Source organism: Micromonospora sp. NPDC005161 (assembly GCF_053599855.1).
Genome location: NZ_JBSFYQ010000008.1, coordinates 16,690 through 37,687, shown reverse-complemented (window position 1 = coordinate 37,687; position 20,998 = coordinate 16,690). Strand labels below are relative to the sequence as shown.

General features: G+C 72.5%; 19 protein-coding genes. 9 read left to right on the top strand and 10 right to left on the bottom strand.

The window, feature by feature from the left end:
- The 8 genes from ACWD5O_RS10170 to ACWD5O_RS10135 form a co-directional block, all read right to left on the bottom strand.
- Nucleotides 1–1,104 carry an L-dopachrome tautomerase-related protein gene (locus ACWD5O_RS10170; RefSeq protein ID WP_450085084.1) on the bottom strand — a complete coding sequence of 368 codons (1,104 nt, stop codon included), beginning with the start codon at nt 1,102–1,104 and terminating at the stop codon, nt 1–3.
- Nucleotides 1,105–1,207: 103 nt separating this feature from the next.
- Nucleotides 1,208–2,092: an SMP-30/gluconolactonase/LRE family protein gene (locus ACWD5O_RS10165; protein ID WP_387322990.1), complete on the bottom strand. Its 885-nt coding sequence runs from the start codon at nt 2,090–2,092 to the stop codon at nt 1,208–1,210.
- A 46-nt stretch (nt 2,093–2,138) separates the two neighbouring features.
- The gene (locus tag ACWD5O_RS10160; protein ID WP_387322992.1) at nt 2,139–3,080 is read right to left on the bottom strand and encodes a sugar kinase; all 942 of its coding nucleotides are present in this window, start codon (nt 3,078–3,080) and stop codon (nt 2,139–2,141) included.
- Nucleotides 3,077–3,700: a bifunctional 4-hydroxy-2-oxoglutarate aldolase/2-dehydro-3-deoxy-phosphogluconate aldolase gene (locus ACWD5O_RS10155; protein ID WP_450004487.1), complete on the bottom strand. Its 624-nt coding sequence runs from the start codon at nt 3,698–3,700 to the stop codon at nt 3,077–3,079. Before ACWD5O_RS10155 ends, ACWD5O_RS10160 begins: the two co-directional genes overlap by 4 nt.
- 11 nt (nt 3,701–3,711) lie before the next feature.
- Nucleotides 3,712–4,560 (bottom strand): hypothetical protein, encoded by an 849-nt coding sequence (locus ACWD5O_RS10150; protein WP_387322996.1) that lies wholly within the window; start codon nt 4,558–4,560, stop codon nt 3,712–3,714.
- The gene (dgoD, locus tag ACWD5O_RS10145; RefSeq protein ID WP_450085083.1) at nt 4,554–5,699 is read right to left on the bottom strand and encodes a galactonate dehydratase; all 1,146 of its coding nucleotides are present in this window, start codon (nt 5,697–5,699) and stop codon (nt 4,554–4,556) included. The genes ACWD5O_RS10150 and dgoD overlap by 7 nt, the downstream gene beginning before the upstream one ends.
- Entirely contained in the window at nt 5,696–6,406 is a 711-nt protein-coding gene (locus ACWD5O_RS10140; protein ID WP_387323000.1) for a FadR/GntR family transcriptional regulator, read from the bottom strand. Before ACWD5O_RS10140 ends, dgoD begins: the two co-directional genes overlap by 4 nt.
- Before the next feature lie 37 nt (nt 6,407–6,443).
- The gene (locus ACWD5O_RS10135) at nt 6,444–7,190 is read right to left on the bottom strand and encodes an SDR family NAD(P)-dependent oxidoreductase (protein ID WP_450085082.1); all 747 of its coding nucleotides are present in this window, start codon (nt 7,188–7,190) and stop codon (nt 6,444–6,446) included.
- A 158-nt stretch (nt 7,191–7,348) separates the two neighbouring features.
- On the opposite strand from ACWD5O_RS10135, the gene ACWD5O_RS10130 reads away from it, so the two are divergent.
- The 5 genes from ACWD5O_RS10130 to ACWD5O_RS10110 are packed head-to-tail and all read left to right on the top strand — an operon-like array spanning nt 7,349 to nt 14,733.
- On the top strand, nt 7,349–8,644 hold the full coding sequence (locus ACWD5O_RS10130) for an ABC transporter substrate-binding protein (protein ID WP_387323004.1): 1,296 nt from the start codon (nt 7,349–7,351) through the stop codon (nt 8,642–8,644).
- 1 nt (nt 8,645) lies between these two features.
- Nucleotides 8,646–9,563, top strand: coding sequence for a carbohydrate ABC transporter permease (locus tag ACWD5O_RS10125; RefSeq protein WP_354964494.1), 918 nt, complete (start codon nt 8,646–8,648; stop codon nt 9,561–9,563).
- Nucleotides 9,563–10,384 (top strand): carbohydrate ABC transporter permease, encoded by an 822-nt coding sequence (locus ACWD5O_RS10120; protein WP_354964495.1) that lies wholly within the window; start codon nt 9,563–9,565, stop codon nt 10,382–10,384. The genes ACWD5O_RS10125 and ACWD5O_RS10120 overlap by 1 nt, the downstream gene beginning before the upstream one ends.
- Nucleotides 10,381–12,474 (top strand): alpha-galactosidase, encoded by a 2,094-nt coding sequence (locus ACWD5O_RS10115; RefSeq protein ID WP_450085081.1) that lies wholly within the window; start codon nt 10,381–10,383, stop codon nt 12,472–12,474. Before ACWD5O_RS10120 ends, ACWD5O_RS10115 begins: the two co-directional genes overlap by 4 nt.
- A gap of 48 nt (nt 12,475–12,522) precedes the next feature.
- Nucleotides 12,523–14,733 (top strand): glycoside hydrolase family 27 protein, encoded by a 2,211-nt coding sequence (locus ACWD5O_RS10110; RefSeq protein ID WP_450085080.1) that lies wholly within the window; start codon nt 12,523–12,525, stop codon nt 14,731–14,733.
- Nucleotides 14,734–14,783: 50 nt separating this feature from the next.
- On the opposite strand, the gene ACWD5O_RS10105 is transcribed toward ACWD5O_RS10110, so the two are convergent.
- Nucleotides 14,784–14,942 carry a hypothetical protein gene (locus tag ACWD5O_RS10105; protein WP_450085079.1) on the bottom strand — a complete coding sequence of 53 codons (159 nt, stop codon included), beginning with the start codon at nt 14,940–14,942 and terminating at the stop codon, nt 14,784–14,786.
- Between the two features lie 260 nt (nt 14,943–15,202).
- Between ACWD5O_RS10105 and ACWD5O_RS10100 the strand changes: the two genes are divergently transcribed.
- The gene (locus ACWD5O_RS10100; protein WP_450085078.1) at nt 15,203–16,378 is read left to right on the top strand and encodes a zinc-dependent alcohol dehydrogenase; all 1,176 of its coding nucleotides are present in this window, start codon (nt 15,203–15,205) and stop codon (nt 16,376–16,378) included.
- 9 nt (nt 16,379–16,387) lie between these two features.
- Here ACWD5O_RS10100 and ACWD5O_RS10095 read toward each other — a convergent pair whose 3' ends face one another.
- Nucleotides 16,388–16,867 (bottom strand): winged helix-turn-helix transcriptional regulator, encoded by a 480-nt coding sequence (locus ACWD5O_RS10095; RefSeq protein ID WP_354964500.1) that lies wholly within the window; start codon nt 16,865–16,867, stop codon nt 16,388–16,390.
- Between the two features lie 174 nt (nt 16,868–17,041).
- Between ACWD5O_RS10095 and ACWD5O_RS10090 the strand changes: the two genes are divergently transcribed.
- The 3 genes from ACWD5O_RS10090 (at nt 17,042) to ACWD5O_RS10080 (ending at nt 20,971) form a co-directional block, all read left to right on the top strand.
- Nucleotides 17,042–18,619 (top strand): MFS transporter, encoded by a 1,578-nt coding sequence (locus ACWD5O_RS10090; RefSeq protein WP_450085077.1) that lies wholly within the window; start codon nt 17,042–17,044, stop codon nt 18,617–18,619.
- Nucleotides 18,620–18,764: 145 nt separating this feature from the next.
- Nucleotides 18,765–19,709: an RNA polymerase sigma-70 factor gene (locus ACWD5O_RS10085; protein WP_449935857.1), complete on the top strand. Its 945-nt coding sequence runs from the start codon at nt 18,765–18,767 to the stop codon at nt 19,707–19,709.
- Nucleotides 19,710–19,789: 80 nt separating this feature from the next.
- A complete protein-coding gene (locus ACWD5O_RS10080) occupies nt 19,790–20,971 on the top strand; it encodes an NAD(P)/FAD-dependent oxidoreductase (protein WP_450085076.1) in 1,182 nt (393 codons plus the stop codon).
- Nucleotides 20,972–20,998 lie beyond the last annotated feature (27 nt).

The following is a 20,998-nucleotide window of genomic DNA, read 5'->3' as shown; positions in this document are numbered from 1 at the left end:
TCAGCGGAGCAGGAGCACCGGCCCGGCGTCGATCCGGGTGCGGAACAGCGCGTACGGCCGGCGCCGCAGGTCCTGCCCCCGCTGGTACTGCGGTTGCCGATGCAGCTGGTTGGCGGTCACGTAGAGGTACCCGTCGGCGGCCACCGACATGGTGTCCGGCCAGAGCAGTCGAGGGTCGTGGACCACGGTCTCGTACTCGCCGTCCGGCCGCCGGCGCAGCACCGCGTTGTGCTCGTACGAGGTCAGGTAGAGCCGCCCGGCGTCGTCGGTCTCCAGCCCGTCCGACGCGGTGCCCTTGTCACCCTCGTCGACCACGGTCGCCGCGACCGCCTCCTGGGTGACCCCGGGGTCGGCCAGGGCCTCGGTGGACACGCTGTACCAGCGCCGGGACGCCAGTGGGCAGTAGTGCAGCCGGGTGCCGTCGGCCGAGATGGCGATGCCGTCGGCGCCCATGCCCACCGCGTTCGGCGGCCCGTCCGCCGGCCGCTCGAGGAAGGGCCGGCCCTCGACCACCGGGCGGAACGTCGTCAGCGGCTCCGCTTTGGTGGACGGGTGGTCGTGCAGCCGTCGCCAGGAGGCCCCACTGGCCAGGTCCACCACGATGATCCCGTTCGGCCCGGTGCTCGCCGAGTCGGTGATGTACGCGACCCCCGACTCGCCCCGCCGCAGATCGAATCGAACGTCGTTGAGGTACGTCGTGGGCAGCGCCACGTCCGGCGGGAACGTGATCACCTGGGCCACCCGGTCGGTGTCCAGGTCGATCCGGACCATTTTCGGCCCGCCCGGCTTCGTCGGCTGGAACATCGGGCTGCCGGTGTCCAGCACCCAGAGTCGGTCGGCCGGGTCCACCACGATGCTCTGCACCGAGACGAACGCGCCCGCGTCGTCATCCCCCGACGGGTCGTTCCACGGCTGGTCGGGGTAGGGCGCCTCCCGGCCGTCGCGCAGCTCGACGACGGTGGCCGGCACCTCGTCGCCCCACTTGGGGAAGTTGACGAAGATCCGGCCCCGGTGCGAGACGCTCACGCCGGTCGGCATCGGGCCGGTGAAGGTGTGCACCAGCTCCAGCTCGCCGAGCGGCTCGTCGCCGACCGGCCCGTTCATGACGCCCGCCGCGCGGATCTCATCGCCTCGCCCCCTGCCGGTCGGTCGGGCCCACGCCGACCGAGGGTGGTCATTCCCGCCCCGGCGTCCGATATGCCTCCGGTCAGCCGTCGCCCGGCGTGGCGGCGAGCGCGGTGGGCAGGCCGGGGACCGGGACGTCGACCGCGAGCAGCGCGCCGTCCAGTGGTCCGGCCGGCGCGAGCCCGTACCGGGCGGTGCCGATGAAGAGCCGGCGCAGGTCGGGGCCGCCCAGGCAGATGCCGGCCGGCTGGCTCGCCGGGAGTCGGATCTCCCGGTCCAGCGTGCCGTCCGGTCGGTAGCGGCGCACCGCCGAGCCGCCCCACAGCGCGACCCAGAGGTGACCCGCCGCGTCGACCGTCATCCCGTCCGGGCCGCCTTCGGAGGTGGTCAGCCGCAGGAACGGCTCCCGCCCGTGCAGGGCACCGGTGTCCGGGTCGACGCTGAACCGGTCGACTTCGCCGCGCGGCGAGTCGGCCAGGTACATGGTGGTGCCGGCGGCGTCGAAGGCCGGACCGTTCGGCACCGTCAACCCGGTGACGGCCGGCACCGGCGCCGCGCCGGGAGCCAGCCGGTACAGCGTGCCCCCACCGGGCACCCCGGCGTACGTCATGCTGCCCGCCCAGAACCGGCCGTGCGGGTCGGCGACCGCGTCGTTCATCCGGGCCGGCTCGGGCCCGCCGGCGACCAGGTCGGCGACCGGCCGGGGGTCACCGGTGGCGGGCAGCAGCGCGACGCCGGTGCCGGCGGCGGCGAGCCAGGCGCCGGGGCTGCCGGCCACCGGGGCGACCGCGCCCAGTGGGACGTCCAGCCGGCGCAGCTCCCGCAGCGGGCCCGGCCGGTCGCCGTCGGTCTCCAGCAGCCGCCCGGCCAGCAGGTCGACCAGGACCAGGCGGCCGGCCACCCAGCGCAGCCCCTCGCCCAGCTCCAACCGGTCCGTGCTCCACGCGGTCGGTTCGGTCAGCTCCATCTCGCTCCTCCAACGAATCTTCTCCGGCGGTCGGCCGTACCGGCGCTCAACGCACGGTGCCGCCGGGCCCGTGGTCGAGCAGCGCCAGCTCGGCCCGGTCGGGCAGGCCCTCCCAGTCACCCCGGGTGGCCACCGCGAACGCGCCGGTGGTGACCGCCCGGTCCAGCCGGGCCGGTGCGTCGGCCCCGTCCAGCCAGGCGGAGAGCAGCCCGGCCACGAAGGCGTCGCCGGCGCCGACGGTGTCCACCACCGGCACCACGCGGGCGGGGCGGTGCACGGTGCCGAGCGCACTGTGGCTGGTGGCCCCGTCGGCGCCGTGCTTCACCACGACCTCGGTCACGCCGGCCGCCCGGAGCGCCGCGACCGGGTCGGCGGCGTCGGTCAGCACGGCCAGTTCGTCGTCGGAGGCGACCACCAGGTCGATCGAGGGCAGCAGCGGCCGTAGCGCGGCGGCGGCCTCGGCGATGGACCAGAGCCGGTGCCGGTGGTTGACGTCCAGGCAGACGGTGCTGCCCGCCGCGCGGGCGAGCCGCACGGCCGCCACGACGGCCTGGTACGGCTCGGCGCCCAGCGCGCAGGTGATGCCGGTGACGTGCAGCAGCCGGGGCGGTGGCCGGGGCGGGTCGAAGGCGGGGGTGACGTCGGCGGGGCGCAGCCGGGAACCGGCCGACCCGGTGCGGTGGTAGGTGACCCGGTTGATGTCGGCGACCCGGGACTCGAAGAGGATCAGCCCGGTGGGGGCCGTCGGGTCCACCCGGGACCAGGTCAGGTCGACGCCCTCGGCGCGTAGTGTGCGGCGGACCAGCTCGCCGGGCTCGTCGGCGCCGGTGACCCCGACCCAGGCGGCCCGGTGGCCGAGCCGGGCCAGGCCGATGGCCACGGTCGACTCGGACCCGGCGACCGAGATCCCGGCGGTGCCACCCAGCCGCAGGGGGCCGGTGGCGCGGAAGGCCGCCATCGTCTCGCCGAGGGTGAGCAGGTCGGTCACGCTCGGACCGCAGCCAGGAAGACGGCGGCGCGCTCGCGCAGCGCCGCCGGGTCGCCGCCGCGGACGGCGTCGCCGAGCAGCGGGGAGCCGACGCCGACCGCGACGGCCCCCCGGTCGAGGTAGCGCCGCGCGCCGTCGGCGTCAACCCCGCCGACCGGCACGAACGCGATGCCGGGGAACGGGTCGCGCAGCGCGCCGAGGTAGTCGGGCCCGCCCAGCGAGGCCGCCGGGAAGAGCTTGATCGCGGTGGCTCCGCCGCTGCTGGCCTGCACCACCTCGCTGGGGGTGAGCGCGCCGGCCAGCACCGGCAGTCCGAGCCGGCCGCCCTCGGCGAGGCTCGGCGCCAACGCCGGGGTGACCAGGAAGCCGGCGCCGGCGTCGGCCGCCGCGCGGGCGTCCTCGGCGCTAAGCACGGTGCCCGCGCCCAGGGCGAAGTCCGGCCCGAGGGCGGCTCGGGCCCGCCGGATGGTGCCGAGCGCGTCGGCCCCGGTCAGCGAGACCTCGACCAGCGCGACGCCGCTCTCGGCCAGGGTGAGCACCCCCGACAGCGCGGCGGCCGGGTCGGGGCCGCGGACGATGGCCAGCAGTCGGTGGGTACGCAGTTCGTCGAGCAGGTTCATCGCGGGCGTCCTTACCGGAAGCGGTGGGCGGAGAGGGTGAGCCGCCAGGCGACCTCACCGGCGGGCGGAACGACCGCCGCGTCGGACGGACCGGCATCGGCCAGGTCGAAGGCGGCGCCGAGCATCGGTTCGACACCGATGCTGCGGTAGGGCGTGGTGGCGGGCCAGCCGCCCAGGTTGCGCCAGAGCGCGGTGCTGCGGGGTTGGTCGGCGCACTCCAGCTCCAGGGTCAGCCGGTCGGCGCCGTCGGTCACCTGAACCCGGGGGCAGTCGAGTAGCACCGCACCGAGCGCGGTGCCGTCGTCCGGGCCGAGGGTGTCCAGCGCCAGCCCAGCCGGCGCGGGCCAGGGCCCGGTCAGCCAGGGGCTGCCGGCGGGCCAGGTGCCCGGGGACAGCAGAGCGGCGGCCTCCGGGTGCAGCCGGGTCGGAGTGCCGGCCGGCGCGTCGAGACGGGCCTCGGGGGAGAGGTCGAGCAGGGCGTGCGCCGCCCACACGAACCGGTGGCCGGGCTCAGCGGCCAGCCGGTAGTCGGCCACCACCACGCCGTCCCGGTCGGTGATCCGGCGGGTCAACGTGAACGTGGGGCGTTCGATGACCACCGTTCCGGGACCGGCTGTCCGCCACGGCCGGGACCACACCTCGCCGTGGTCGGGCCGGCCGCGCACGGTGGGCAGGCACTCCTCCAGCCCGCCGGCGTCGATGAACGCGGCGTCGGGGCGTACCTCGTGCCGGCCGGTTTCCGGCCCCCGCCAGAGCCACTCCCGGCCGCCGCCGCGCAGGCTGGTCCACCGGCCGCCTCGTGCCGCGTCGTACGCCACCCGCAGCGGCACCGGCGCGGGCCCGGCACCCCCGGTCACCATTCGGCGAACGACCCGTCGCGGTGCTGCCAGACCGGGTTCCGCCAGGCGTGTGGGGTACGCGCGGCCTGCCGCACCGCCGCCTCGTCGACCGTGATGCCCAGGCCGGGCCGGTCCAGCCGGGCGATGTGCCCGTCCACGAACCGGAACGGCTCCGGGTCGACCAGGTAGTCCAGCAGCTCGGAGCCGGAGTGGTAGTGGATGCCGATGCTCTGCTCCTGGATCAGGAAGTTCGGCGTCGCGAAGGCCACCTGGAGGCTGGCCGCCAGGGAGATCGGGCCGAGCGGGCAGTGCGGGGCCAGCAACGCGCCGTACGTCTCGGCCAGCGCGGCGATCCGGCGCACCTCGGAGATCCCGCCGGCGTGTGACAGGTCCGGCTGGACCACGGCGACCCCGGCCTGCAACGGGCCGAGGAACTCGGAGCGGCCGTAGAGCCGTTCCCCGGTGGCCACCGGGATCGGCGTACCGGCGACGATGTCGCGCAGGTGGTAAGCCTGGTCGGGCAGGACCGGTTCCTCCACGAAAAACGGACGCAGGGGGGCCAGCTCGGGCAGGATCCGGCGGATCGCGGCCAGCCCGGCCCGGCCGTGGAAGTCCAGTGCGATGTCCCGGTCGGGGCCGAGCACCTCCCGGGCTGCGGCGACCCGGCCGATCACCGCGTCCACCTCGGCGGAGGTGGGGATGGCAGACAGTCTCCCGCAGGCGTTCATCTTGACCCCGGTGAGACCGGCGGCGGCCTGCGCGGCGGCGGCGTCGGCCACCTCGTCGGGCTCGTCCCCGCCGATCCAGGAGTAGATGCGCACCCGGTCCCGGACGGCCCCACCGAGCAGGGCGTGCACCGGTGCGCCGTACGCCTGCCCGGCGATGTCCCAGAGCGCCTGGTCGAGGCCGGCGACCGCACTGGAGAGGATCGGGCCGCCGCGGTAGAAGCCGCCCTTGGTGAGCACCTGCCAGTGCTGCTCGATCCGGAGTGGATCCTCGCCGATCAGGTATTCGGAGAGCACCTCGACCGCGCTGCGCACCACCTCGGCGCGCCCCTCGACCACGGGCTCACCCCACCCGACCAGCCCGTCGTCGGTCTCCACCCGGCAGAACAACCACCGTGGCGCGACCAGGAAGGTCTCGATCCGCTCGATCTTCACTGACTGCCCCTCTGTCCCCGTGCCTTCTCGACGTCGCGGACAGCCTTGTCCAGCAACTCACGCATGGCGGTCTCGGTCGCCGTCTCGTCGCGTGCCCGCAGCGCGTCGACCACGGCGCGGTGGCTGGGCACCGGGTCGTCGTGCGGCGCGCCGCCGTGCACCAGCCGGTCCCGCTCGGCGAGCCCGGTCTCCATCACCACCTCCATGCGCTCCAGCAGCTCGTTGTGGGTGGCGGCGAGCAGCGCGCGGTGGAAGGAGAGGTCGGCGGCGACGGCGGCGGCGGGGTCGCCGTTGGCCTCGGCCATCTCGACCAGCGCCCGGTCGAGCGCGGCGATGTCGTCCTCGGTGGCCCGGGTGGCGGCCAGCCGCGCGGCGGCCGGCTCGATGATGGCGCGGACCTCGTGCAGCTGGTCGAGCAGGCGCTCGTGGGGGCCTTCGGCGAACTGCCAGCGGATCACGTCACCGTCGAGCAGGTTCCAGTCCGCCCGCGGCCGGACGAACGTGCCGCGCTTCTGCCGGGCGTCGACGATGCCCTTGGCCGAGAGAACCTTCAGCGCCTCGCGCAGCGCCGTCAGGCTGACGTCGAACTCCTCCTGCAGCGCGACGATGTTCAGGGTCGCCCCGGCGGGGATCTCACCGGTGAGGATGCGGCGGGCGATGGCTTCGACGGTCTGCCCGTGGACGCCGCGGCGTGCGTACTGTGCCAATGCTCTCCTGGCCTTCTCGCTGGTCGGTATCGATCTCTCAGGCCGAGGCTTTCACCGCGGTCCAGCCACCGTCCACCACCAGGCTCGCGCCGGTGACGTAGGCGGCGTCCGGTGAGGCGAGGAAGGCCACCGTCGCGGCCACCTCGTCCGGCGTGCCGAACCGCTTCGCCACGGTCTCCGCGACGCTGCGTCGACGGTCCTCTTCGGACACTTCGGCCCAGGCGTCGGTGAGGATCGGCCCGGGGAGCACGGTGTTGACCCGCACCTGTGGGCCGTACTCCACGGCGAGCTGGCGGCCGAGCGCGACGAGGCCGCCCTTGGCCGCGGCGTACGCGGGTCGCCCGGGCAGCCCGACCAGCGCGTGCACCGAGGAGATCAGCACCACCGAGCCCGCGCGTGCCCGCAGATCGTCCAGACAGGCGCGTACGCCGAGGAACGAGCCGGTGAGGCTGACCCCGAGCTGGTGGTCCCAGGACTGTCGGCTGGTCTCGTGTGCCGGGGCGACCTGCACGGCGTACGCGGTGCTGACCAGGATGTCCACCGGGCCGAGGCTGCCGTGCACCGCCGCCACGGCGGTCGACCAGTCGGCCTCATCGCTGACATCGCCCATTACGGACAGTGCTCGGTTGCCCCGGGCGGTCAGCTCGCCGGCCAGCGGGGTCGAGTCGGCCACGTCAAGCAGCGCGACTGCCGCTCCCTCGGCGGCGAGTCGTCTGGCGATGGCTGCGCCGATCCCGCCCATCGCGCCGGTGACCAGCGCGTTCTTGCCATCAAGCCGGCGCATAAGCTGATCCACCTGACCCTCGCCTTGGTCTCATCTAATCATTAATTACGAAGATATCTTGACAGCCGCCGAGGGTCGATGCAACCTTCTGGTCACACCATTCACATGGCCGACACATTGCGCCGTGACGCTACGTGTCGTAGAGGAAGGACACCCCCGTGAGCGACTTCGACCCCGGTCGCCGGCGATTCCTTGGCCACCTCGGGCTCGCCGGCCTGGGCGCCCTCGGCGCCAGCTCGTTCCTCAGCGCGTGCGCCAGCTCCGCGAGCGGGCCGACGGCGGGCAACGGCTCCGGCGCGGTCACCATCCAGTCCAACCTCTCCTCGCCGCAGGCCAAGGCGGCGATGGAGAAGCTGATCGCGAACTTCAACGCGCAGGGCAAGGGCACGGCGAGCCTCAACACGATCGCCTCGGAGACCTTCCGGACCCAGCTGCCGACGTACCTGACCTCGGCCAACCCGCCGGACCTCTACACCTGGTACGCGGGCTCGGTCGCCAACGACTACGCCAGCCGCAACCTCCTGCTGGACGTCTCCGACGTCTGGAAGTCGCTGGGCGACTACCCCCAGTCGCTACGCACCCTCTCCACCGACGCCAGCGGCAAGCAGGTCTTCGTGCCGATGAACAACTACTGGTGGGGCTTCTTCTACCGCAAGTCCAACTTCGCCAAGTGGGGCGTGCGGGAGCCGAAGACCTGGACCGAGTTCCTGGCGCTGTGCGAGACGCTGAAGAGCAAGGGCATCCCGCCCATCGGCATCGGTCTCGGCGACACCCCGTGGGTGGCGTCCGCCTGGTTCGACTACCTCAACATCCGGATCAACGGCGCTCCGTTCCACCGCGAGCTGCTCGCCGGCAAGCAGCGCTTCGACGACCCCAGGGTCAAGGCTGTCTTCACCCGCTGGCGCGAGGCCCTGCCCTACTTCGACCCCAAGGGCAAGGCCTACCCGTTCCAGGAGGCGACCACTGCCCTGCTGGCCGGCAAGACCGGCATGTTCCTGATCGGCACCTTCTTCGCCGACGCGGCGCCCAAGGATGCTCTCGGCGACCTGGACTTCTTCCAGTTCCCGATCATCGACCCGGCGGTGCCGGTGGCCGAGGAGGCCCCGACCGACGGCTTCTTCGCCAGCGCCAAGACCGCCAACTCCACCGGCACCAAGGCTCTGCTCACCTACCTGGCCGGCGTCGAGGCGCAGGAGGCGTACGTCAAGGCCAGCTCCGGAATCGTGCTGCCGGCCAACCCGAAGGCCAAGGCGTCCGACTCGCCGCTCGTGGTCAAGGGCAAGGCGATGCTCGACGGCGCCAAGGAGCTGACCCAGTTCTTCAACCGCGACTCCAGCGACGCGCTCCAGCCGACCGCGGACACCGCGCTGACCAAGTTCATGGACAAGCCGGACCAGATCGACGCGATCCTGCGGGAGTGGCAGAGCGGCGCCGAGAAGGTCTTCAAGGGCTGACGTGACAGCAACGATCTCCACGACTTCGGTCACCCCCACCCGGCGGCGGCGACGGTCGGCTCGACTGTCGCCGCTGCTGGTGGCGTTCGTCCTCGTACCGTTCCTGGTCGAGAGCGTCTGGGTCTTCTGGCCGGCGATCCAGGGCTTCTGGTTCTCCCTCACCCGCTGGGACGGCATGTCGCCGCCCACCTTCGTCGGCGTCGACAACTACGTGGAGATGGCCGGCGACGCCACCTTCCGGGGCGCGCTGCTCAACACGGTGATCTGGCTGGTCCTCTTCGGCGGCCTCTCCGTGCTGGGCGGCTTCGGCATGGCGCTGGTCCTGCAACGGGAACGGCGCGGGGTCGGCTTCTACCGGGCCGCGCTGTTCACCCCGGTGGTCTTCTCGCTGGTGGTGACCGCGCTGGTCTGGCGGGTCTTCTACCAACCCGACGGGCTGCTCGACTCGTTCCTGCGGTCGGTCGGCCTGGAGCAGCTGATCCGGCCCTGGCTCGCCGACCCGCAGACCGCGCTGTACGCGGTGATCCTGCCCGCGCTGTGGCGGCAGATCGGGTACGTGATGGTGCTGTTCCTGGCCGGGCTGAAGGCGATCGACCCGGCGCTGCACGAGGCGGCCCGGATGGACGGCGCCAACGCCTGGCAGCGGCTGCGGCACGTGACCATCCCCCAGCTCAAGGGGGTCAACGCCGTCGTGCTCTCGGTCATCGTGATCGACTCGCTGCGGTCGTTCGACATCGTCTGGTCGCTGACCAAGGGCGGGCCGTACCACTCGTCGGAGCTGCTCAGCACCTACATGTACTCGACCGCGTTCCAGAGCCTGCGCCTGGGCTACGCCTCCGCGATCGCCGTCGTGATCTTCGTGCTGGCGCTGGCGGTCATCCTCGGCTACCTGATCCGCGCGTTCCGGGAGGAAGCGTGATGAACAAGCTCCGCACCGGGGCCTTCCACACCGGCATGATTCTGCTCTCGCTGCTCTGGCTGGGCCCGGTGCTCTGGGTCGTGGTGATGTCCACCCGGTCGTTCGACGACATCGCCGCGCACGGGGTCGGCAGCCTGCCCCGCTCGTTCACCCTGGACACCTACCGACAGGCGTGGACCGACGGCGGCGAGCTGCGCGCGCTCATCAACAGCATGCTGGTCACCATCCCGTCGGTGGCGCTGAGCCTGGGGCTGGCCGCGATGGCCGCGTTCGCGCTGAGCCGCTTCCGGATCCCCGGCCGCCGGACCATCCTGCTGCTGATGCTCGCCGGCAACCTCCTGCCACCGCAGATCCTGCTCATCCCGGTGGCCAAGTTCAGCGAGCTGACCGGCCTGTACGACACGCTGTGGGCGCTGATCGCGGTGCAGGTCGGCTTCGGGCTCGGCTTCTACACCTTCGTCCTGCACGGCTTCATGCGGGACCTGCCGGGTGAGATCCAGGAGGCGGCCACGATCGACGGTGCCGGCACGGCGCAGATCTTCACCCGGGTGATGCTGCCGCTGACCAGGCCCGCGCTGGCCGCGCTCGGGGCGCTCTCCTTCACCTGGATCTTCAACGACCTGCTCTGGGCGATCACCGTGCTGCGCACCGACGACAACATGCCGGTCACCCCGGCACTGCTCGGCCTCCAGGGTCAGTTCGTCTCGTCCTGGAACGTCATCGCTGCCGGCACGGTCATCGCGGCCGTACCCACCGTCGCGGTCTTCCTGCGCTTTCAGCGGCACTTCGTCTCCGGCCTGGCGCTCGGGGCGGTCAAGTGACCGCCCCCGCGCCGGGCGGGCAGCGCTGGACGCTGCGCGGCGCGCACACCGAGTACACCGTGACCGTGCCGGCGCACGGCCGCTGGCTGGAGCTTGTCGCGTGGGGTCCGCACGGCGTCTCCGACGGCCCCTCCCCGGTCGCCTACGACGGCCCGGTACCGTTCCTCACCGCCGGGGACGCCGCCCCGATCGAGTACGCGACCGACGCCGACCGGCCGTTCACCGGCGCCGACCTGGCGGTGGAGACGGCCAGCGGGGAGCGCCGGGTGGGCTTCGGCCACACCGACGTGCGGGTCGACGCCGACCAGCGGGAGCTGGCGGTCGGTTTCGCCGACCCGGTGACCGGGCTGCGGGCCACCGTGCACTACCGGGTGCCCGCCGGCACCGACGTGGTGCAGCGGTGGGTCGAGCTGACCAACGAGGGCAGCGGCCCGCTGCGGGTCGTGCGGGCCGGGTCGGCCGGGTTCTGTGTGCCGACGCCGCACGGCGCGCTGCTCAGCCACCAGTGGGGGCAGTGGGCGCAGGAGTTCCAGCTCTCCCACGTCGAGCTGGGCCACGGCACGTTCACCATCGGCAGCTCGCAGGGCGTACCCGGGCACCTGCACGTTCCCTGGCTGGCCGTGCGGGACACCGCCGAGCCGGCCGGCCCCACCTGGGGGACGGCGCTGGCCTGGACCGGCTCGTGGGAGATCAGCGCCGAGCGGGACACCGGTGGCCTGACCCGGGTCCGCGCCGGCCGCCAGTTGGTCGACGGCCCGCTGGAGCTGGCCCCCGGCGACCGGCTGACCCTGCCGATGGTTACCGGGGCGTACAGCCCGGACGGCCTGGACGGCCTGGCCCGGGTCTGGCACACCCACCAGCGGCTGCTCGCCGGGGAGCGGCTGACGCCGCGCCCGGTGCTCTACAACTCGTGGGAGGCCACCTACTTCGCGGTCGAGGCGAAGAGCCAGTTGGCGCTCGCCGAGATCGCCGCCGAGCTGGGCGTGGAGACGTTCGTGGTGGACGACGGCTGGTTCGTCGGCCGCGACGACGACACCGCCGGGCTGGGCGACTGGACGCCGGATCCGACGAAGTTCCCGGCCGGGTTCGACGCGTTCATCGCCGACGTCCGCGCGCTCGGGCTGAACTTCGGGCTCTGGGTCGAGCCGGAGTGCGTCAACCCACGGTCCCGGCTCTACGCCGAGCACCCGGAGTGGGTCTACGCCGTCCACGGCCGTCCGCTCACCCCCGTACGCAACCAGTACCTGCTCGACCTGGGCCGGCCGGAGGTCGCCGAGTTCGTCCACTCCACCGTGGACGGTCTGCTCCGCCGGTACGACATCGACTACCTGAAGTGGGACTTCAACCGGCCGCGTACCGAGCCGGGGCGCCCGGGCGGGGTCGGCCCGCTCGACCTGGACGGCGCGCACGTGACCAACCTGCACCGGATCTACGAGCGGTTGCGCCGGAACCACCCCGGCGTGCTGATCGAGGCGTGTGCCGGCGGGGGCGCGCGGACCGACCTGGCGATGGCCGCCCGCGCCGACGTGTTCTGGCCCAGCGACAACACCGGCCCGCTCGACCGGCTGGCCATCCAGTACGGCTTCCTGCACGCCAACGCCCCGCACCTGCTCAGCTCCTGGGTCACCGACGCGCCCGGCCTCTTCGATCCGCGTCCGCGCTCGTTGGCGTTCCGGTTCGTGCTCGCGATGGCCGGCGTGCTCGGCATCGGCGCGGACATCCGGGCCTGGAGCGCCGCCGAGCGGGCCGAGGCGGCCTGCTGGATCGCCCGGTACAAGGAGATCCGGGACGTCGTCACGTACGGCGAGGCGCACCTGATCGGCGGCCCCGACCAGGCTCGCTGTGCGGTGCAGTACACCGCGCCGGACGAGCGCCGGGTGGTCGTGCTGGCCTGGCACACCGGCCGGCTCGACGGCGCTGGCCTGCTCCCGTCCCGCCCGGTCCGGCTGCCATTGCGGGGCCTCGACCCGGCCGCCCGCTACCGGCACGGCGACCAGCACTACTCCGGCAGCCACCTCAGCTCGGTCGGCCTGCCGGTGCACTGGAGCGCGACCCACGACGCCGACCTCATCGTGCTGCGCCGCGACTGAGGCCGGGGCACCACCGCACCCCACCCCCGAGGGACAGGAGTACCCCCCATGCGCCTGATCCGACCGCTGACCGTCGCCCTGGCCGTGCTCGGCCTGGGCCTGGTCGGCCCACTGCCGGCCACGGCCGGCCCACCGCACAGCGATCCGTCCCCGGCCCACGGCCACGGCCGGCCCGGCCACGCCCCCGCCGCCACCGGCGCCGAGGACCAGGGCGCCCCGACCTTCTTCAACAGCGGGCTGGCCCCGACGCCCTACCAGGGCTGGAACACCTACTTCGGCCTCGGTGGCGATCCCACCGAGGCCGAGGTCCGATCGGTCACCGACTTCATGGTCAGCAGCGGCCTGCGGGACGCCGGCTACACCTACGTCTGGATCGACGGCAACTGGGCCGCGCCCACCCCCCGTGACGAGGCCGGCCGGCTGGTCGCCGACCCGGCCCGGTTTCCCGGCGGGATGGGCGCGCTGGCCGCGTACATCCACAGCAAGGGCATGAAGGCCGGCATCTACACCGACGCCGGGCCGTACCTGCCCGGGCAGTGCGGGCTGGGCAGCAACGGCCACTACCGGGCCGACGTGGCCCAGTTCGCCGGCTGGGGGTTCGACGCGCTCAAGGCCGACTGGCTCTGCGGCCGCGCCGCGGGCCTCGACCCGGAGGCGACCTTCCGCGAGCTCGCCGACGCGGTACGCCAGTCGCCTCGGCCGATGCTGCTGAACATCTGCAACCCGGTCAGCTCCGACTGGGGCGGCGGCCCGTACACCCCGGAGCAGCTCTCCACCTGGACCTACACGTACGCGCCCACCGTCGCCGACTCCTGGCGGACCTACACGGACGTGGGGCTCACCGACCCGACGCCGCAGTGGGCGTTCCCGTGGGTGCTGCGCAACATGGACGTCAACGCGTACCACCCGGCGGCCACCGGGCCGGGGCACTACAACGACCCGGACTACCTGCTGCCGATGCGTCCGCTGCCCGGCGGCGGATACGAGCTGAGCCTGGAGGAGTCCAAGACGCAGCTCGGCATGTGGTCCATCATGGCCGCCCCGCTGGTCATCGGCTCCGATCCGCGCGGCCTGCCCAGCGAGATGATTTCGGCGCTGACCAACCCGGAGATCATCGCGGTGAACCAGGACCGGCTGGTCCGGCAGGGCGTCAAGGTCGCCGACACCGGGGTCGACGCGCAGGTCTGGAGCAAGGTGCTCACCGGCTCCGGCCGGCGGGCGGTCGCGCTGCTGAATCGGCACGACACCGCTCAGGAGATCACCGTCAACTTCGCTGACGTCGCGCTCGGCGGGCCGGTCGCGGTCCGCGACCTGTGGGCCCGCACCACCGTCGACGCCGAGCCCGGCACGGCCGGGGTCCAGCCGTTCACCGGCTCGTACACCGTCCAGGTTCCGGCGCACGGGGTGGCCATGCTCGGCCTGACCGGCGCCGACCAGGGCGCCGGTGCCAGCCTCGGCGGCACCGCCAGCGCCAGCCCCGCGCTGGTCCGGGTGGACGACACGCACGCCACCGCCTTCGTCCGCACGGCGCAGGGCGCGTTGGCGGTGAACACCCGCTCGGGTGCGACCTGGGGGACCTGGTGGACGTCCCTCGGCGGCCCGGTCGGCGGCCGGATCCTCGGCCAGCCGGCCGCGTACGGCTCCGCCGGCGGGCGGATCGACGTCTTCGTACGGGGCACCGACAACGCGGCCTGGCAGCGCAGTTACGTCGCCGGCAAGTGGGGGCCGTGGCGGAGCCTCGGCGGCACGGTGACCGACGGGCCCACGGTGGCCTGGACCAGCCCGACCCAGTGGACGCTGATCGTCCGCGGTGCCGACGGCAAGCTGTGGTCGCGGACCCCGAGCAGCGGCTGGACGGGCATCGGCGCGCCCGACGACCGGCCGATCTACGGCCGGCCGAGTGCCGTCGTCGACGACGCCGGCGTGCTGCACGTCGCGGTCCGCAGCCGGACCGACGAGGTGTGGTGGCGCAGCCGGACCGGCACCACCTGGTCGGCCTGGACGAGCCTGGGCGGCACCACCAGCGGCAGCCCGACCCTGCTGGCCACCGAGGGGCGGGTCTACCTCTTCGCGCTGGCCGCCGACAACCGGCTCTGGCAGCGCAACCTGGTCGACGGGGCGTGGGGCGGCTGGTTCCGTCGTGGCGAGTTCGCCACCGACGGGTTCCGGGGCGCACCGGGCGCCGCGGCAGGCGCCGACGGCAGCGCCTGGCTGGCGGTACGCGGCGTCGACGACCGGGTGCACCAGATCGTTCTCTGATCCATTGTGGTGTGCCGTCGGCGGCTCCTCCGTCGGCGGCACACCACGCGTCAGTCCGGAACGAGCTCCCGGCACCGGCGCAGGACGGCCAGGGCGAGTGGCGCGTCGCGGCCCTCGATGCCGGCCTCCAGCTCGGCCATCGCCCCCGCGGCCCGCGCCGGTTCACCCGCCGCCGTCCGTCCGGTCCGATGTGCGTTCGGTTGTGGCACGTCGTTGCCTCCACGTTCGGTGCCGGCCGCCACGACTGATGACGGTGGCCGAAACGTAGGAGCGGTATCGATCGCCGAGAAGCGCTCGTAACCTGCCGGAAACCTTGGAAACAAGCTCGTAACGTCACGGGTACTTTGCCGTCATTTTGGGCTCCTCCTCGCCGCCTGGCAGCAACCCGGCTGAACCACCGCCGCCGCGCCGGCCCGCCGCTAGCGTCGGACCGGACGGTGAGACGGCAGGGCCGACAGGAGGGGCGGCGGTGAAGGCACTGGTGTGGCAGGGCGCCGACGAGCTGGCGGTGACCCAGGTGCCGGAGCCGCAGCTGCGCAACGAGCAGGACGCGATCATCAAGGTACGCAAGACGGTGACCTGCGGCTCCGACCTGCACCTGCTGGGCGGCTACCTCCCCTTCATGGAGCGCGGCGACGTCCTCGGCCACGAGTTCCTGGGTGAGGTGGTCGAGGTCGGCCCCCAGGTGCGTAGGCACCGGGTGGGGGACCGGGTGGTGGTCTGCTCGTTCATCTCGTGCGGTCGCTGTTGGTACTGCCAGCAGCAGCAGTTCTCGCTGTGCGACAACGGCAACACCAACCCGGCGGTCATCGAGAGCCCGCGGGGCCTGGTGCCCGGCGGCTGCTACGGCTACTCGCACGCCCTCGGCGGCTTCGCGGGCAGTCACGCGGAGTACATCCGGGTCCCGTACGCGGACCAGGGGGCGTTCCCGGTTCCGGACGGGGTGAGCGACGAGCGTGCGCTGTTCGCCTCCGACGCCGCTCCCACCGGGTGGATGGGCGCCGACCTGGGCGGTGTCCGGCCCGGTGACGTGGTGGCGGTGTGGGGCGCCGGCGGGGTGGGCCAGATGGCGGCGCGGGCAGCGGTGCTGCTGGGCGCCGAACGGGTGATCGTGATCGACCGCTTCGACGACCGGCTACGGATGGCGGAGACGCACCTGGGGGTGGAGACCCTCAACTACCAGAGCCACGATGTGGGCGGCGAGCTGCTGGAACGCAGCGGCGGGCGGGGGCCGGACGTGTGCATCGAGGCGGTCGGGATGGAGTCGCACAGCACCGGCCCGCAGTCCTGGTACGACCAGATCAGGCAGCAGTTGAGGCTGGAGCCGGACGCGCCGGTAGCCGCCCAGGACGCCATCCACAACTGCCGCAAGGGTGGCAGCGTGTTCCTGCTCGGTGTCTACGCCGGTCTGGTGGACAGGTTCCCGCTCGGCGCGGTGATGAACAAGGGCCTCACGCTGCGCGGCGCCCAGCAGCACGGCCACCGCTACATTCCGATGCTGCTCGAACGGATGGCGCGCGACGAACTGGTCACCGAGCACCTGGCGACCCACACCATGCCGCTCGACCAGGCTCCGCAGGGCTACAGCATGTTCAAGAACAGGATCGACGGCTGCGTACGGGCCGTCTTCGAACCGGCCGGATGACGCCTGCGGTCACCCGCGCCGGATCAGGCCCGGCCCGGCGAGGATGTCGGTCTCGTCGTCTTTGACGTCGTGGCCGGCTTCGCAGCGGAGCACCGCGCGGATCGGCTTGCCGCAACCGTGGTGGGTGACGAGGAGGCCGGGGCCGGTTTCGTCGGCGGCCCAGGTGTCACCCCAGTTGCGCAGGGCGGTGACCACCGGCAGCAGTTCACGGCCCTTGGGGGTGAGCTGGTATTCGTGGCGGGTGCGCTGCCCCGGCTCCCGGTAGGGGATCCGTTCGAGCAGGCCGGCGCCGACCAGTTCCTTGAGCCGGGCGGCCATGGCCGGCTCGCCGACCCCGACCCGACGGACGAAGTCGTCGAAACGGCGCGTACCGAGCAATGCCTCCCGCATGATCAGCATGGTCGATCTGCTGCCGACGATGTCCATCGCGCGGGCGACCGAGCAGTTCGCCATCGACCAGGAGTCGCGGTCGTCACGTAGATCCGCCATGCCACCAGCGTACGGCCTGACTTGCGCAACTGCTAGTCAGGTGCTTGACTGGGCTCTGGCTTCGCTATGGGCAAGTCAGCCCACGTCAGCCGGCGCTGCCTGACCGGCGCCGTCCGCCTCCCCGCCGTCGCCGTCGACCCCGGCACCCGCGTGGACCGAACCTTAGGACCCCCTGTGACCGACCAGCGCACCACGGCCCCGATCGGATCAGCACGCCCGCCGCACGCGAGCGCACCCGCGCCGACCGCCACCGCGCGTCCATCCGTTCGCGGCTCCCGCGCGGTGACCCTGATCGCCATGTGCCTGGGCGCGATGATCACGTTCCTCCAGATCACCGCGACGGTCTCCGCCCTGACCACCATCCAGCGCGACCTGGGCGTCGACCCGACCACCCTGATCTGGATCCCCAGCGCCTACACCCTGGTGGTGGCGAGCCTGGTCCTGTCCGCCGCCACATTGGGCAACCGGTACGGGCGCAGGCGGATGTTCGCCGCCGGCGTCATCGCCATGATCGTTGGTGGCGCCGTCGTCGCCGCGGCCCCCACCGCGGCCTGGGTGATCGCCGGGCAGTTGGTGGCGGGCCTCGGCGGGGCCCTCATCCTGCCGAACAGCCTGGCGATCCTCGGCGCGACCTTCACCGACCCGCACCGACGCACCGAGGTCATCACCGCCTGGTCGGCCGCCTCCGGCATCGGCCTGGCGGTCGGGCCGCTGATCGCCGGCACCCTGCTGCGGCACTTTCACTGGCACAGCGTCTTCCTGTCGACGATCGTGCTGGGTGTGGTCACCCTCGTCGTGGCCGCGATCGGGGTGGCTGAGTCCCGGCAGGGCGCGGGCCGCCTGGACGTGCCGGGTCTGCTGCTCGGCACCATCGCCATCGCCGCCGCCGTCTACGCCATGATCAGGGGCGGCCGGGACGGCTACACCAGCCCGGTCGTGGCGACGACCTGGATCGTCTCCGCCGCCGCGCTGGTCGGGTTCGTGCTGGTCGAGCTGCGTACCAGCGCGCCGATGCTCGACGTACGGTTGTTCCGGTCCGCGTCGTTCAGCGCCGTCATGGTCGTCGCGGCGGTGTCGCTGTTCGGCTTCACCGGTGTGGCGATCCTGCTCGTCCTGTTCCACGAGCGTGCTCAGGCGCTCAGCCCGTTGGACACCGGCTGGCGGATGCTGGTGCTCTTCGGTGTCTACGCGGTCGCCGCCTTCGCCGCCGGGCGTGCGATCCGCCGCACCGGGTTCAAGGCCCCCCTCACCGCCGGTCTCGTCCTCGGTGCCCTGGCCAGCTTCGGTCTGGCCGCCCAGGGCCCGACCACCCCGTTCGACCACCGCTGGCCGCTGCTGGCCCTGTTCGGCGCCGCCAGCGCCCTGGTGGTGGCCCCGGCGACCGCGGCGGCGCTGGCCAGCGTCGCGCCCGCCCAGGCCGGGATGGCCTCCGGTGCGGTCAACGCCGCCCGCCAGGTCGGCTCGGTGCTCGGCTCGTCCCTGCTGGGCACGTTGCTCACCACCACGATGCTGGCCGACCTGCCCGACCGGCTCGCCGCTCACCAGGTGGGCGAGCCGACCTGGACGGCGGTGCGGACGGCGGTGGCCGGCGGCGCCACCGGTGACCCGGCGCTGCCCGAACCGGTCCGGTCCGCGCTCGCCGAGGCACTGACCGCCGGCGTGCAGGCCGGCCTGCGGGTCAACGGCATCGTCTTCCTCGCGACCGCCGTGCTCGCCCTCGCCCTCGTCCGAAACCGGCCGCACCAGCACTAAGTGGTCTGAGGTGTAAATCCTTCGAGGGTCATGCGGCGGGGTCCAGTACGGCAGGGCCCGCATCCCTGGCCACGGTCTCACATGGGTGATCCAGGGTGTCTGGGGCGCGTCGACGCGGCCTGCGCGCATGATCAATCATGGGGCAATGTCGCTACGCACGCACGAGGCCGATCTGTTCGAGAGCTCCAGGGGCCGCTTGGAGGCGATCGCCTATCGGCTGCTGGGATCGGCCGGTGATGCGGAGGACGCGGTGCAGGATACGTACCTGCGCTGGCATGCGGCGGACCGGGAACGGATCGAGACGCCCGAAGCGTGGCTGACGAAGGTGGTCACCAATCTCTGCCTCAACCAGCTCACCTCGGCGCGGGCCAGGCGGGAGACGTACGTGGGGCAGTGGCTCCCTGAGCCGGTGCTGGACGGAGATCGGATACTCGGCCCCGCCGACACCCTCGAGCAGCGCGAGTCGGTCTCCATGGCGATGCTCACCCTGATGGAGCGGCTGTCCCCCAATGAGCGCGTGGTGTATGTGCTGCGCGAGGCGTTCGGGTACGCGCACCGCGAGATCGCGGAGATTCTGGACATCACCGAGTCGAACTGCCAGCAGATCTACCGGCGTGCCAGGCAGCATCTGGCTGTCGAACGATCCCGCACGGAGATCGATGCGGTCGCCGCCCGGAAGATCGTCGAGGAGTTTCTCGCCGCGGCCCTCAGTGGCGACACCAAGCCGCTGATCCGGCTGCTCGTCGACGACGCGGTCAGCATGGCCGACGGCGGCGGCAAGGTTCATGCCCGCAGGACCCCGGTCATCGGAGCGATGGACATCGCGAAGTACCTGCGTGCTCTGTTCCAGCCGAGCGATGCCAAGCGAGCCCTCGTCGGTGGCACTCCCGCCTTCTACGCCGTCGTCGTCAACGGCGGTCCTGCCGTGCTGGCGGAGGTCGACGAGCAGGTCATCGGCGTGTTCTGCCTCGATGCGACCCCCGACGGTCTGGCGTCGATCCACATCCAGGTCAACCCGGACAAACTTCAGCGCGTCGCGCGCCAGTGGGCGGCCGCCGGACCCCATCGCCCACTGGTGGTGAATTGGTGACCCAGTTCACACTCGTTCCCTGTCAGGGATCGCGCGCCTGTCCGGTTCAGGAGGTGAAAGCAACCAGATAGGAGCGAGCCATGAAGCACCGCATCGTCGTCCTGGGAGCCGGATACGCCGGAGCCAACACCGCCGGGCGCCTCGCCAAGCGGCTGCACCGCGACGACATCGAGATCACCCTGGTCAACGGCGACCCGGAGTTCGTCGAACGGGTACGCATGCACCAGCTCGCGAGCGGGCAGGATCTGCAGCCTCGCCCACTGCGCGACGTCTACGCGGGCACCGGCGTACAGGTCCGGACCGCGCGGGTCGCCGCTGTCGATGTGGAAGGCAAGACCGTCGATCTCGGCGGTGAGACCCTCGTCTATGACACTCTCGTGTACGCCCTGGGCAGCGCCATCACCGATCACGGCGTCCCCGGTGTCGCAGAGCACGCCTACAACGTGGCCGGCAAGCAGGCCGCTCTCCGGCTGCGGGCGCGCCTGAGCGAGGTGAAGCGCGGTGGGACCGTGCTGATCGTGGGCGGCGGCCTGACCAGCATCGAGGCAGCCACCGAGATCGCCGAAGCCCACCCGGACCTTGAGGTCGCGATCGCCGCCCGTGGCCGCGTCGGCGGCTGGCTCAGCGACAAGGCCCAGCGCCACTTGCGCGGCGCCCTGGACCGGCTTGGCATCACGGTCCACGACCATGCCGACATCGCGCGCGTCGAAGCGAACGGCGTGGTCACCGGTGCAGGCAGAAAGATCGAGGCTCAGGTGACCGTGTGGACCGCGGGTTTCACCGTGCACCCGATCGCGGCCGCCACCACCCTTGAGGTGTCCGACAGTGGCCGGATCGTCGTCGACGCCAGTATGCGATCGGTCTCGCACCCCGATGTGTACGCCGTCGGCGACGCCGCGCTCGCCGAAGGAGCGGGCGGCAAGCCACTGCGGATGTCCTGCGCCTCGGCAAACCCGATGGCGTGGCTGGCAGCCGACGTCATCGCCGCGCGCTTGACCGGTCGCAAGGTTCCCGAGACCACGATCGGCTACTCCTTGCAGTGCATCAGCCTCGGACGCCGCGATGGAATCATCCAGCGCGTGACCCCCGAGGATCAGGTCACGCCCACCATCATCACGGGTCGGACCGCCGCCCGCATCAAGGAGATGATCTGCGCTAGCGCGGCCTGGAGCATCTCCCACCCGACCATGATGATGCCGAGCCGCCGCCGGCACCTCGCGGTCACCGACGCAGTGGAGACCCGACTCCTCGCCCGGTCATGACGAAAGAGCGTTGCCGGCGTGAAGAAC